Genomic DNA, 12478 nt, shown 5'->3' with positions numbered 1-12478 from the left:
GGACACAAGGGTGGAAAGACTGCAGGGCAGCGGGTGCGATGAAACGCGGCCCGGCATGGCTGCAGCAGGAATTGCCGCAGATGCAGGCGGAAGGCGTCATTGACGCGGAGGTCGCCGAGCGTCTGCGTGCCTACTGTGCCGCGCACAGCCCGTCGCCCCGGCGCTGGATCTGGCCTTTGCTCGGTGCCTTGGGCGCGCTGCTGGTCGGCTTTGGTGTGGTGCTGCTGCTCGCCCACAACTGGGATGGATTGTCCCGCGGCATGCGCATTCTGATCGCCTTTACCCCACTGGCGGTGGGCCAGGTGGCCTGCGTCTGGGCGCTGGTGCGCGCGCCTTTTGCCGAGCCGTGGCGAGAGGCTGCAGGCGCCTTTACCGCCTTGGCCTTTGCGGCGGCGTTGGCTCTTGTGGGGCAGATCTATCACCTGGGCGGTGAGCTGGACCGCTATCTGTTGAGCTGTGCACTGGTCGCCATTCCTCTGGCCTATGTGCTGCGTGCGTTCTCCGTCCTGTTGCTGAGCGCGGCGGCTTTGCTGGGGTGGACGGTGGCCGCGGAAGGCGTCGCCCCCCTGGCAGTGGTGGCTGCCTTCATCAGTCTGCTGCCGCTGATCGCTTTCCGCTTCCAGGCTGGCCAGCGACGGGCGGCCGCGCTGACGCTTTCGCTGTGGGTGCCAACAGCGATCGCGGCCGTGGGCATCAGCCTGGCTGGGCTCGCCGGGCGGGAGGCGGCCTTGCTATGGCTGGTATTGGGTGTCGGGATCGTCTGGTTGGCGCGTGATGCCGAGGGCCGCGCGCCGCTGGCGCCGCTGCGTAGCCTCGCGCAGGCCGGGCTCATCGTGATGGCGGCGGCCGCCACCTTCGAGGACTTCTGGCAAGGCCGCAGCGGTGGCCTGAATGCCCTTGAGTCTCCCGCTGCCACAGGGTTGTTGCTGATGGCAGCGCTGGCTTTTGGCGCGTTGCTGGTGCGCGCCGTCCGGGCGCTGCATCTTCTGTTGGCCGCAGGTGCGGTGCCCGTCATCTTTGTTGGCATGGCCTTGCTGTTGCCTGCTTCGGCTATGCCGGCGTTGGTCGCCATGTCGCTGGCCAATGCCTATGTGCTGGGCATGGGGGTGACCCTGTTGCATTTCGGCCTGCGCCTCGGGCAGCTTGGCATGGCGCATGCGGGTCTGGTCACGGTCGCGCTGCTGGTGCTGGTGCGCTTCCTGGATGCCGATCTGCCCTTCTCGTTGCGCGGGTTGGCCTTTGTCGTCACCGGTATCGGCTTCATCGGAGCCAGTCTCTGGCTGCGCCGTCGCGCGGTGCGGGCATGAAGCGCTACGCACCCCTTTTCGCCTTGCTGGCCGTGTTCGCGGTGCAGTGGGCGCTGCCAATCGGCCAGATTCAGCAGTATCAGCAGGTGGTCGATCACGGTACGGCCTATCGCTTTCGCACCGCACCCGTCGACCCGGTGGATCCCTTTCGTGGTCGCTACGTGACGCTGCAGTTCACCGCGGCAGAGATCACGGTTCCGGTCGGGGCAAGTTACCCATCCGATCAAGCGCTGTACGCGCCGATATCGGTGGAATCTGACGGCTTTGCGGTGCTGCAGCCGCCGCGTCGGCAACCACCGGCCGGGGACTATCTGCAGGTGCGTGTCGCGCACCGGGTGGACGATACCCGCCTGCGTGTGGCGCTGCCCTTTGACCGCTACTACCTCAACGAGCGACAGGCACCGGAAGCCGAGCGGCTGGCGCGTGAAGCCATGCGCGCCGATACCGCAAATACGCTGGCGCCATCCTGGGCCGTGGTGCGCGTGCTGCATGGGGAGGCGGTTCTGACCGAGCTGTTCATCGAAGGCGTACCGGTCGCTCAGCGCATTGCCGAGGCCCGGCAGCCGACCGAATCACAGCAGTAGCGCGCCGACGGTGGCACTGCCCAGGACGATGGCCCAGGCGGGTGTCCGGCCGTGCCACAGCAGGCCAAAGCCGAGCAGTGCCACGGCGCCGGTGATCGGCCCCTGAACGCCGGTCTGCAGGACCGGATTCCACCAAGCCGCCGCCAGCAGACCGACCACGCCGGCGCCGACGCCGGTCATGGCGCGGCGGGCGTGGTCACTCCGCCGCAGGCGGTGCCAAAGCGGCAAGACCCCCAACAGCAGCAAGGCCGAAGGCAAGAAGATGGCGACCAGCGCGACGAGCGCCGTAGTCAGCCCGCCGCCGTGCATGACCGCGCCCAGATAGGCAGCTACGCTGAACAAGGGGCCGGGGATGGCCTGCGCGGCGGCATAGCCGGCGAGAAAATCGCTGGCGCTCACCCAGCCCGGTTCAACAACGGCGCCGTGCAGGAGCGGCAACACCACATGCCCGCCTCCGAACACCAAGGAACCGGTGCGATAGAAGCGGTCGGCCACCGCCAGGCATTGCGCGTCCCAGAACATGGTCAGCCAGGGAAGGCCGAGGAGCAGCATCAGGAACAGGAGCAACCAGGTCAGCGGACGGGTGCTTGCCGCTTGCGGCGGCCCAAGCGCCGGCGTCTCGACCGCACCGCCGTGATCCAGCAGCGCCCAACCGGCTATCGCCGCGCCCACGATGACCGCGAGTTGCGCGATGAAGCCGCCGCTGAGCAGCATCAACAGGCAGGCGAAGGCGGCGAGCAGGGCGCAGAGCGGGGTCGGCAGCAGGGTGCGTGCCATGCCCAGCAGGGCGTGCGCTACCACCGCGACCACGGCCGCCTTGATGCCGATCAGCCAGCCGGCGGTGCCGCCTTCGGCGTAAGGCAGCGCCAGCCAGGCAAAGGCGAGCAGAGCAAGGACCGAGGGCAGGGTGAAGGCGCACCAAGCCGCGAGCATGCCGGGCGCGCCGGCACGGTGATGGCCAATGGCCATGGCAACCTGGCTGGACGCCGGTCCGGGAAGGAACTGGCATAGCGCCACCAGTTCCACGTACTGCGCTTCGCTGAGCCAGCGTCGCTGGACGACGAAGGCCTCGCGGAAATAGGCGAGATGCGCCACCGGCCCGCCAAAGGCGGTGAGACCCAGGCGCAGGAAGACGACAAAACTTTCTCGCCAGCTATGCATGACGGCATTGTGCCCGCTGGGCTGCCGGCCGAGTCGGTCGACTGGCCCGCTCCGGCAAAATGCCGATCCGGATGACGGCGTGGGAAACGGCCTGTCGCACATGCAACCATCCAGCCACCGTGTCCGGGCTTCCTCGCCAACGGGAATGGACACGATGACGGCGCGGTGGTGGGGGGCCGGGGAGACGCTGCCGACATTGATCCCTGGGCCGGCGTTCGACTGTCGGGTGATGGCGCAGCTATCGCCATCCGGTACCGATGCATTTACTCCCCGATGAGCTTCATCAGGACGCGCTTGCGGCGGCGCCCGTCGAATTCGCCGTAGAAGATCTGCTCCCAGGGGCCGATGTCGAGGTGCCCTTCGCTGATCGCGACGGTTACCTCGCGGCCGAAGATCTGCCGTTTGATATGGCTGTCGGCGTTGTCCTCGCCGGTGTCGTTGTGCCGCCAGCGATCGGTGGGGCCGTAAGGGACGAGCTGCTCCAGCCAGTGCTCGAAGTCAGCGTGCAATCCGCGCTCGTCGTCATTGATGAACACCGAAGCCGAGATGTGCATGGCATTGACCAGGCACAGGCCTTCGCGGATGCCGCTTGCAGCTACGGCCTGCTCGACCTGCGGCGTGATGTTAACGAAGGCGACCCGGCGGTCGGTGTTGAACCAGAGCTCTTCGCGGTGGTGGCGCATGTGGCCCTCCGCCTTGGGTGGCTGTGCAGCCTAACTTGGCCATGGTGGGCGTCAAAGCCGTGAATTCGGTAGGGTGTTCGTTCAGGGGTGTAGTCAAAGGGAGGCTGGCTTGGACAGCAAGCTGGCGGTACAAGGGGTCTACAAGATCTTCGGCGGCAACCCTCGGGAGGCACTCGAGCGCATCGAGCGCGGCGAAGACAAGGACACGATCTTTGCCGAAACCGGCCTGACGGTTGGCGTCGCGGATGCGACCTTCTCGGTGGAAGAGGGCGAAGTCTTCGTGGTGATGGGCCTATCGGGTTCCGGCAAGTCCACCATGGTGCGCATGCTCAACCGCCTGATCGAACCCAGCGCCGGCAGCATCACCCTCAATGGCCGCGACATCACACGCATGTCGCGCAAGGAACTGATCGCCGTGCGGCGGCATTCCATCAGCATGGTGTTTCAGGCCTTTGCGCTGATGCCGCACCAGACGGTGCTGCAGAACACTGCTTTTGGCTTGAATGTGGCGGGCATGAAGCGCGAGGAACGCGAGCGACGCGCGATGGAAGCCCTCGATGCGGTTGGCCTGAAAGCCAATGCGGAGAGCTACCCGGATGAACTCTCGGGCGGGATGAAGCAGCGCGTCGGCCTGGCCCGCGCCCTGGCCACGGACCCGGAGATCCTGCTCATGGATGAAGCCTTCTCGGCGCTGGATCCGTTGATCCGCACCGAGATGCAGGATGAATTGCTGCGCCTGCAGTCAGAGCAGGCGCGCACGGTGGTGTTCATTACGCACGACCTGGACGAAGCCATGCGGGTCGGAGATCGCATCGCGATCATGGAAGGCGGTCGTGTGGTGCAGATCGGGACGCCGGACGAGATCGTCCGCGCGCCAGCCAATGACTATGTACGTTCCTTCTTCCGTGGCGTGGATGTCAGCCGTGTCTTCACCGCCGGCGACGTCGCGCGCCGCGATCAGTTGACCGTGGTGGAGCGTGCCGGCATGCGTCTGCGCGCAGCGTTGTCGCGGCTCGACCAGTCGGGCCGCCAGGTGGCGGTGGTCAACGACCGGTCGCGGGTGTTGCAGGGCGTGGTCACGGTGGATTCCATCGCTGAACAGCTCGAATCCAGCAACGGAGGCAGGGATGGTGATATCGAGACCGCCTTCATCGACGATCCACCGATCGCGGCGAGCACGCCGCTGACGGACATCATGACCCGGGTGGCCGAGAGCCCCTGGCCCGTCCCCGTGGTCGACGAGGATGGTCGCTATGTGGGCGCGATCTCCCGCGCCACCTTGCTCCTGACCCTGGACCGGCAGGACCCCGAAGCGAGCGAAGAGGAGGCCAGCCATGGCGCGTGAACTGCCCATCGGCGAATACGTCAGCGACGGCGTCGACTTCATGCTGGACCACGCCCAAGGCTTTTTCGATGGTATCGCTGCCGGCATCGAATTCGTCTCCGGCAACATCACGGATCTGCTGCAGGCGACTCCCATCTGGGCGGTCTTTGCGGTTCTCGTGGGACTCGGGCTGTGGCGTGTGGGTTGGCGTTTCGCGCTCTTTGTCCTGGTGGCCTTGTACGTGATTCTCGGCATGGAACTTTGGGAACAGACCATGGATACGCTCGGCCTGGTTCTGGCCGCCACCCTGGTTGCACTCGGCATCGGGTTGCCTTCGGGAGTGGCGATGGCCAAGAGCGATATCGTGGCAGCGGTGGTGCGGCCGATCCTGGACTTCATGCAGACCCTGCCGGCTTTTGTCTATCTGATCCCTGCCGTGCTGTTCTTCGGTCTCGGCGAGGTACCGGGTACCATCGCGACCGTCATCTTCTCGATGCCACCCGCCGTCCGCTTGATGAATCTGGGCATTCGCCATGTGCCGGTCGAAAACGTGGAGGCGGGCCGGGCCTTCGGCTGCAATGGCGCGCAGCTGCTGTTCAAGGTGGAGCTGCCACTGGCCATGCCCTCGATCATGGCGGGCGTCAATCAGACCATCATGCTGGCGCTCTCGATGGTGGTCATCGCCTCCATGATCGGTGCCGGCGGGCTGGGCAACACCGTGCTCACCGGCATTCAGCGCCTGGACGTGGGCTTGGGCTTCGAAGGCGGGCTGGGCGTGGTCATCCTCGCCATCATTCTCGACCGGCTGACACAGAGCTTCGGCGGCCGATCAGCGGCGGGCGGGCTTCTTTCGCGTTTCAAGTCCTTGTTTTCACGTAACACCGCGGCATCCACCAAGGGCTGAAGTCTTCCGCGTGGCGGGCGGGCGGGGTGCGGCCCGAATGATTTTTTTATAGGGTGAAAGACCCTCTCAAAAGGAGAAGACGCATGCGACATCGAATCACGAAGCGCGTTGCCACATCCCTGTTTGCCGCCACACTGGCCCTCGCCGGGCTTGGCAGTGCGCAGGCGGATGATCACGGCGGCATGAAGTCTGTTGAGATCGGCTGGACGGCATGGTCGGACGCCGAATTCGTCACCAAGCTGGCGAAGAAGGTCATCGAGGCCAACTACGACTACAAGGTGGAGCTGACCCTGGCCGATATCGGCGTGCAGTACCAGGGCGTAGCGAAGGGAGATCTGGATGGCATGCTGATGGCGTGGCTGCCGGATACCCACGGCAACTACATGGAGCGTGTGGGCGATGACGTGGTCGACCTCGGCCCGCTCTATGAAGGCGCGCGTCTGGGCTGGATCGTGCCGAGCTATGTGCCGGAAGTGGCGCTCAGCAGCATCGAGGACCTCAAGAAGGAAGGCAACATCAAGAAGCTCGACGGCACGATCCAAGGCATCGACCCGGGTGCCGGCCTGATGCAGCTGTCCGAGACGACCATCGAGGAATATGGTCTTGAGGACTATCGCCTGCAGTCCGCCAGCGGCGCGGCCATGACGGCAGCGCTGAAGCGCGCGGTCGACAATGGCGAATGGATTGTTGTGACCGGTTGGACGCCGCACTGGATGTTTGGTCGCTTCGATCTCCGCTTCCTGGAAGACCCGAAGGGCACCCTCGGTGAAGCTCAGCATATTGACGCCATCGTGCGCGAAGGTTTCAAGGAGGATCACCCCGAACTCGCGGCCTTCCTAACCAATATGTACATTCCGCTGGATGAACTGCAGGCAGCCATGGCCAAGGCGCAGTCGACCAGCTACGAAGAGGCAATCGACGCCTATATCGCCGAGAATCAGGAGCGCATCCAGGGCTGGATCGACAGCTGATCCGCCCGCCAGTGACCCGTATGAGAAAGCCCGGCAAGACGCCGGGCTTTCTTGTTGCTGACCATGTTGTTGCCTCGGTCTGCGCGTCAGAGCGCCTGCACACGGGGTGAGCGTTCTTCTCCCCGGTCCGCTTCTTCGTCAGCCCTCGTCGACACTGGCAAGCCGGTAGCCGGCACCGCGCACCGTTTCGATCAGCGAGGGGGCGTCCTTGCTATCGAGCTTGCGGCGCAGACGGCCAATGTAGACATCGACAATATTGGTCATCGGATCCTCGGTCTGACCCCACACGGCATTGAGAATGCGCTCGCGCGAGTAGACCCGCTTGGGCTGGCTCATGAGCAGACGGATCAGTGCCATTTCCGTGGTGGTCAGCGACACCGGCTGACCGCGGCAGGACAACGCCAGCGCCGGAATGTCGAGCTGTAGCGGTCCATGGGTCAGTACATCGTTGTCGTCGCGGTAGTCGCCGGAGCGCCGCGCCAGCGCCTCCAATCGCGCCAGCAATTCTTCGAAGTCGAAGGGTTTGCCCAGATAGTCGTCGGCGCCGGTGCGCAGCCCCTCGACACGGTCGTCGACCTCGTCCAGGGCCGTGAGCATCAGGATGGGGGTATCGATCTGGGCCTTGCGCAGCGCCCGGCAGATGGCCACGCCATCGTGGCCGGGCAGCATGCGGTCGAGCAAGATGAGGTCGAAGGCGCCATGACGCGCCATTTCGAGGCCCCTTGTGCCATGATGCACGAGCGTGCAGGTATAGCCTTCCGCGCTCAGGCCGCGTTCCAGGAAGCGCGCGACGCGGGTGTCGTCTTCAACGATCAGCAGCTGTTTCATGGCGGTGGATGGATGAGCGCGATAGGGGCCCTTGACCGGATGCCAAGCCTACTCTCTTGGGGCTCATGGGCGTGCTGATGCATGCTCCTGCGTATGTGTCATCGCTAGAAGCCACGAGTGAGATGCAGGCGGATGTCGTGGTCATCGGCGCCACCCGACACGCCGAACAGGCCACTCAAGAGAAACTTCCAGCCTCTGCCGAAGCGGCCTTTCAGCACTGGGCCAATCTGGTGTGCCTGATCCTCGAAGCTCCCCATGTTCCGAGTATCGTTGAAGTCGTTGAAGCTCTCGATGCCCAGGCGATAATCGCCGACCGCGCGGGTGATCTGGGCGCGTGTCTCCAGGAGATAGCCCTCTCCCGATTCGGCGCCGAATTCACGGCCCGTCAGAAAATTGCCCCGAATCTGCCAGTGCGCATCAAGATCGCGCTTGGCGGTGAAGGCGACGCGCACGCGTGATGGGCGGTCGTCGTTGTCGGCGATCTGAAATTCATAGCGTACGGCGGCGTCCCAGTCGCCGACTTCGTCACTGAGGAACTGATTCTGCAGTTCGAGGCGCATGTAGCGGTACTCGAGGTCGTCGGCGCCGCTATCCGAAAACAGGCCAATGAATCGCCAGCGCCAGTCTTCGCTCCAGGCGCGCTGGTAGTGCAGGCGATGGGCGATGGCGTCGTCGCCGGACTGCGGCACGAATGACAGTCGATACTCCAAAGCCTGACTGCCGGCACGAACGTCCGGGCTGAAGACGCTGGTGGTATTGAGTGCTGGCGCGCTGGCCGACCACGCCACCAAGGGCAAGGCGGCCATGGATAGATATCGTCGCGTGCGTGTCATGCTTCATCCTCCCTGGTGGATGCGGCTTGTCCCGCAGGTGCTTCGTGACCGGGCCGGCCGCGCCCTTGCAGCCGGCCCGTTAAGTCCTTGTGCTAGAAGTGATAGCCCAGCGTGGCGGCGAAGACCCAGGGGTCGATGTCCACGCTGCCAATGTCGGTGCCGTTGACCTTGGCGTCCGTTTCGATGGCGATGTAGCGCAGGTCCGCCCCCATGGACCATTGCGGCCCCAGCGCATAGGTCATGCCAACAATGCCGGCCGGACCGATGCTGTCCTCGAGACTGAGGTTGGCACCGTCGAGCTGCTCGTCCATGAAGAAGGTGTAGTTCAGGCCACCACCCACGAAGAGGTCGAGTGCGCCCGGAATATTGAAGTGATAGAGCGCCGATACCGTGGGTGGCAGGTGCTTGGTGGAGGCCACCTCACTGCCGGCGACACGAATATCGTGCTCGAAGGGCAGCGCGCCCAGAATGTCGACGGACCACTGGGGTGCGAAGGCATAGCGCAGGTTGAGGCCAAGATTGGTGCCGTCCCCGACTTCGACGGGCCCGGCGTCGGTGTTGCTGGCGGAGTTGGTGGGCGACACGTGCGCGATGCCCGCGCGTACCGACCACTTGCTCTCTTCGGCCATTGCCTGACCGGCAACGATGGACAGCGAGAGGGCTGCTCCCAGACAAGCGAGACGGTGCATGATGATGATCTCCTTTTTTCTCGAGGGTGCGCATGCCGCGCGTTGAACGGTCCTGAATGACCGTTCGCCATCGTGCGAAAGGAGCGCTAAACGCGTACTGAGGCCGGCATGAAAAGCCGATGAACAGGCACAAAAAAGGCCGCTGCCTGCTGGCAGCGGCCTCGTGATCAGCGAATGTCCTTTGCTTCAGTCGTCGCCCATAGCGAAACCGAGCAGATGCAACAGACTGGTGAACAGGTTGTAGATGGCCACGTAGAGACCAATGGTGGCGAGGATGTAGTTGGTCTCGCCGCCGTTCACGATCTCGCCCGTCTGATACAGGATCAGACCGCACATCAGCACCGTGAAAGCTGCGGAAATGGCCAGTGCCAGCGGCTGGAAATACATGCCGAAGAGCGAGAACACCATCATGCCCATGGCTGCAATGAAGGCAATGAGGATGCCGGCAAATAGCGCCTGACGCATGAAGCTGAAGTCCTTCCGGCTCTTCAGCGCATACGCGGAAAGACCCACGAAGGTGCCTCCCGTCATGCCCAGCGCCATCATCACGATCTGCCCGCCGTTGGAAAAGCCGGCGAGATAGGCATTGATCACCGGGCCCAGGCCAAAGCCGAGCAGGCCGGTCACGGCGAAGACAGCGTAGATGCCGTTGATCGAGTGTGCGGTGCGCGGCACCACGAACCACAACAGACCCAGAGCGACCAGCGAACAGACCAGGCCGATGCCGTAGGGCGCATTGATCGCCATGGCAACACCTGCCGTCATCGCGCTGAACACCAGGGTCATGGACAGAAGGAGGTAGGTATTGCGCAATACCTTGTTGGTTGCCAGTACGGATTCTCGTTGTCCGGCAACGGAACGTACGTCGCTATGCTGCATGGTTCGGTCGACCTATGAAGGGAAACGGAAGTTCAACGATACGGCATTCCGCAAGCGCGAGTCATTATTGTTCGGGAATGCGAGCTGTTGTACTGCGGTATGGCCGTTGGGCCGATGGAAGCGGCCGCGCGTCGGCAGACCGGCTTAAGGCGTTTCGCGGTAGTAGACCATGCAGCGTGCAGGGCGCTGCTGTCGGGCGTCGTCCCGATCGAAAGAACGAGACCAACGCGATGAAGATTACCAAGAACACCCGCACGCATGCCTTCCGGCACGTGCTGTACGCCCTCCAGGTGCATATCGGTGGGCGCATCTTCATGCGCGACTTGCGCGACAGTTGGCGGCGCGACACCGGCTTACGCGACCGCGACCTGGATGCCACCCTCGATGAGCTGACGCTGGATGGCGCCATCGTGCTGCGTGAGCACACCGACGGCGTACTGATTGAACTGACCTCCAGCGGCGCTTCGATGCTCGAGGCGCCAGTGGTCTCCCTGAGCGATCTGATCGAGCGGTTCAACGCCTGGTGGGTGCTCTCCAAGACGCAGCGACGGGCGCGCCAGCAGTTGGCAGCGATCTACGACGAGTGGTCGCAGCCGACGCCCCCATCGCTGTTCTACCGGCGCGCCGAGGACATTCCCTTCAGCTAGGGCCTGTTCGCACGCAGTCGGTCGAGGAGAATCCGAAGGACGCCGCCCGTATGCGCGCACCGCCGCGTCCTTCGTCGCGCATGTCCGTCAAGTCCATCGCGCTCTTTACTCCTTGCGCTGTACGCATACGGACGCGCGCACCGCGATCGACTGCGTGTTCACAGGCCCTAGGCGGCTCGAGATTCGGCACTGATGGCACCCGGCTGTCCCGCTGCGCCAAAAGTCATCGCCGCGTCATCCAGCTTGCCGAAGCGTAGGGCGAGCAGATCCAGTACATAGTTCTGGTACAGCTTCCACGGGGCGCGGTCGCCCTGCTTCGGGAACTGGTCGATCGCGCGCAGCACGTAGCCGGCCGCCAGATCAATGATCGGGGCTTCTTCCAACTCCGGATCCGCGTTGAGCGGCAGACAGTAGTCGTAGCCGTGCTTGTCCATGTGCTTCAGCAAGCGGCAGACGTACATCGAGGTGAGGTCGGCCTTCAGTGTCCACGAGGCATTGGTATAGCCCAACGCCACCGCCATGTTCGGCACGTCGCTGATCATCATGCCCTTGTAGCTGAGGTGCTCGGGCAGGGTCACGGGGGCGCCGTCCACCGAGAAGCGGATGCCGCCCAGGGCCAGCATTTTCAATCCAGTGGCCGTGACGATGATGTCGGCCTCCACGGTGCGGCCTGACTGTAGCCGGATGCCATCGGCTGTGAAACGCTCGATGTGGTCGGTCACGATGTCAGCCTTGCCGGCGCGCAGAGCCTTGAACAGATCGCCGTTGGGCACGAAGCATAGCCGCTGGTCCCAGGGGTTGTAGCTGGGCCGGAAGTGCGTATCCACATCCAGGTGCGCCGGCAGCTGTGCCGCCACACCCTTGCGCAGCATGCGCGCGGCGCGGTCGGGAAAGCGCCGGCAGAACTGGAAGAAGGCCATCGACAACAGCACGTGCTTCCAGCGTGCGACACCGGAGGCCGCCGGTCGCGGCATGAAGCGGGCCAGCTTCTCGGCGGTATGGTCTTCGGCCGGAAGCGCCATCACGTAACTGGGCGAGCGCTGCAGCATCGTCACGCGCGCGGCCTGATCGGTCATCGAAGGCACCAGCGTGACGGCGGTGGCGCCACTGCCGATGACCACGACCTTCTTGCCAGCGTAGTCGAGATCTTCCGGCCAGAACTGCGGATGCACGATCTCGCCCTGGAAATCCTCGCGCCCCTCGAAGTGCGGTGTATAGCCCTCGTGATAGTCGTAGTAGCCGCTGCACAGATAGAGAAAGCGGCACTGCAGGCGCTGGATTTCCGGGGCATCGCCGACGCGCACGTCCACCGTCCAGCGCGCGGTCTCCGAGTCCCAGCGTGCCGCCTCGACGCGGTGATGGAAGCGAATACGCTCGCGGATGCCGTAGCGATCCGCGGTCTTGTTCACATAGGCGCGGATCGAGGCCCCGTCCGCGATCGCCTTGCCGCCTTCCCAGGGCTGAAAGGCGTAGCCCAGGGTGAACATGTCCGAATCGGAACGGATGCCCGGATAGCGGAACAGATCCCAGGTGCCACCGATGGCGTCACGCGCCTCGAGGATGGCGTAGGACTTGCCCGGGCAGCGGGTCTGCAGGTGGTAGGCAGCGCCGATGCCGGACAGGCCAGCGCCAATGATCAGTACATCCAGGCTTTCGCTCATGAAAAGA

The 12478-nt window shown here is 64.2% G+C and carries 13 protein-coding genes; 6 read left to right on the top strand and 7 right to left on the bottom strand.

The window, feature by feature from the left end; genetic code table 11:
• Positions 1–38: 38 nt before the first annotated feature.
• Positions 39–1307: a DUF2157 domain-containing protein gene (locus ACOOFO_RS14475; RefSeq protein WP_420427455.1), complete on the top strand. Its 1269-nt coding sequence runs from the start codon at positions 39–41 to the stop codon at positions 1305–1307.
• Positions 1304–1891, top strand: coding sequence for a GDYXXLXY domain-containing protein (locus ACOOFO_RS14470; RefSeq protein WP_420427454.1), 588 nt, complete (start codon positions 1304–1306; stop codon positions 1889–1891). The genes ACOOFO_RS14475 and ACOOFO_RS14470 overlap by 4 nt, the downstream gene beginning before the upstream one ends.
• On the opposite strand, the gene chrA is transcribed toward ACOOFO_RS14470, so the two are convergent.
• Together chrA and ACOOFO_RS14460 are read right to left on the bottom strand one after the other, a co-directional pair.
• Entirely contained in the window at positions 1880–3052 is a 1173-nt protein-coding gene (gene chrA, locus ACOOFO_RS14465; RefSeq protein ID WP_420427453.1) for a chromate efflux transporter, read from the bottom strand. The two genes, ACOOFO_RS14470 and chrA, sit on opposite strands and share 12 nt — an antisense overlap.
• A 263-nt stretch (positions 3053–3315) precedes the next feature.
• Complete coding sequence (locus ACOOFO_RS14460; RefSeq protein ID WP_420427452.1) at positions 3316–3735, bottom strand: secondary thiamine-phosphate synthase enzyme YjbQ; 420 nt, start codon at positions 3733–3735, stop codon at positions 3316–3318.
• A 109-nt stretch (positions 3736–3844) separates the two neighbouring features.
• Here ACOOFO_RS14460 and proV point away from each other — a divergent pair, with 109 nt between their 5' ends.
• From proV to ACOOFO_RS14445, 3 genes are all read left to right on the top strand, one after another.
• Positions 3845–5080 carry a glycine betaine/L-proline ABC transporter ATP-binding protein ProV gene (proV, locus tag ACOOFO_RS14455; protein WP_420427451.1) on the top strand — a complete coding sequence of 412 codons (1236 nt, stop codon included), beginning with the start codon at positions 3845–3847 and terminating at the stop codon, positions 5078–5080.
• Positions 5070–5963 (top strand): ABC transporter permease, encoded by an 894-nt coding sequence (locus ACOOFO_RS14450; protein ID WP_420427450.1) that lies wholly within the window; start codon positions 5070–5072, stop codon positions 5961–5963. The genes proV and ACOOFO_RS14450 overlap by 11 nt, the downstream gene beginning before the upstream one ends.
• 95 nt (positions 5964–6058) lie before the next feature.
• Positions 6059–6934: a glycine betaine ABC transporter substrate-binding protein gene (locus ACOOFO_RS14445; RefSeq protein ID WP_420429796.1), complete on the top strand. Its 876-nt coding sequence runs from the start codon at positions 6059–6061 to the stop codon at positions 6932–6934.
• Between the two features lie 138 nt (positions 6935–7072).
• Here ACOOFO_RS14445 and ACOOFO_RS14440 read toward each other — a convergent pair whose 3' ends face one another.
• The 4 genes from ACOOFO_RS14440 to ACOOFO_RS14425 form a co-directional block, all read right to left on the bottom strand.
• Positions 7073–7762 (bottom strand): response regulator transcription factor, encoded by a 690-nt coding sequence (locus ACOOFO_RS14440; RefSeq protein ID WP_420427449.1) that lies wholly within the window; start codon positions 7760–7762, stop codon positions 7073–7075.
• Positions 7763–7866: 104 nt separating this feature from the next.
• Positions 7867–8595 carry a hypothetical protein gene (locus ACOOFO_RS14435; protein ID WP_420427448.1) on the bottom strand — a complete coding sequence of 243 codons (729 nt, stop codon included), beginning with the start codon at positions 8593–8595 and terminating at the stop codon, positions 7867–7869.
• Positions 8596–8687: 92 nt separating this feature from the next.
• Positions 8688–9284, bottom strand: coding sequence for an OmpW/AlkL family protein (locus tag ACOOFO_RS14430; RefSeq protein WP_420427447.1), 597 nt, complete (start codon positions 9282–9284; stop codon positions 8688–8690).
• Between the two features lie 186 nt (positions 9285–9470).
• Positions 9471–10163 carry a Bax inhibitor-1/YccA family protein gene (locus ACOOFO_RS14425; RefSeq protein WP_420427446.1) on the bottom strand — a complete coding sequence of 231 codons (693 nt, stop codon included), beginning with the start codon at positions 10161–10163 and terminating at the stop codon, positions 9471–9473.
• A 230-nt stretch (positions 10164–10393) separates the two neighbouring features.
• Between ACOOFO_RS14425 and ACOOFO_RS14420 the strand changes: the two genes are divergently transcribed.
• Positions 10394–10810, top strand: a complete 417-nt coding sequence (locus ACOOFO_RS14420; RefSeq protein ID WP_420427445.1) for a hypothetical protein — start codon at positions 10394–10396, stop codon at positions 10808–10810.
• Positions 10811–10977: 167 nt separating this feature from the next.
• On the opposite strand, the gene ACOOFO_RS14415 is transcribed toward ACOOFO_RS14420, so the two are convergent.
• A complete protein-coding gene (locus ACOOFO_RS14415; protein ID WP_420427444.1) occupies positions 10978–12471 on the bottom strand; it encodes a flavin-containing monooxygenase in 1494 nt (497 codons plus the stop codon).
• Positions 12472–12478: the final 7 nt, after the last annotated feature.

The sequence above is a fragment of the Algiphilus sp. genome (assembly GCF_965216485.1).
Classification (GTDB): domain Bacteria; phylum Pseudomonadota; class Gammaproteobacteria; order Nevskiales; family Nevskiaceae; genus Algiphilus.
This window is presented reverse-complemented; position numbering and strand designations above follow the sequence as displayed.

Coding starts and splice junctions, on each gene's coding strand:
- ACOOFO_RS14475 (WP_420427455.1), top strand. CDS start 39: ATGAAACGCGGCCCGGCATGGCTGCAGCAGGAATTGCCGCAGATGCAG.
- ACOOFO_RS14470 (WP_420427454.1), top strand. CDS start 1,304: ATGAAGCGCTACGCACCCCTTTTCGCCTTGCTGGCCGTGTTCGCGGTG.
- chrA (WP_420427453.1), bottom strand. CDS start 3,052: ATGCATAGCTGGCGAGAAAGTTTTGTCGTCTTCCTGCGCCTGGGTCTC.
- ACOOFO_RS14460 (WP_420427452.1), bottom strand. CDS start 3,735: ATGCGCCACCACCGCGAAGAGCTCTGGTTCAACACCGACCGCCGGGTC.
- ACOOFO_RS14450 (WP_420427450.1), top strand. CDS start 5,070: ATGGCGCGTGAACTGCCCATCGGCGAATACGTCAGCGACGGCGTCGAC.
- ACOOFO_RS14440 (WP_420427449.1), bottom strand. CDS start 7,762: ATGAAACAGCTGCTGATCGTTGAAGACGACACCCGCGTCGCGCGCTTC.
- ACOOFO_RS14435 (WP_420427448.1), bottom strand. CDS start 8,595: ATGACACGCACGCGACGATATCTATCCATGGCCGCCTTGCCCTTGGTG.
- ACOOFO_RS14430 (WP_420427447.1), bottom strand. CDS start 9,284: ATGCACCGTCTCGCTTGTCTGGGAGCAGCCCTCTCGCTGTCCATCGTT.
- ACOOFO_RS14425 (WP_420427446.1), bottom strand. CDS start 10,163: ATGCAGCATAGCGACGTACGTTCCGTTGCCGGACAACGAGAATCCGTA.
- ACOOFO_RS14420 (WP_420427445.1), top strand. CDS start 10,394: ATGAAGATTACCAAGAACACCCGCACGCATGCCTTCCGGCACGTGCTG.
- ACOOFO_RS14415 (WP_420427444.1), bottom strand. CDS start 12,471: ATGAGCGAAAGCCTGGATGTACTGATCATTGGCGCTGGCCTGTCCGGC.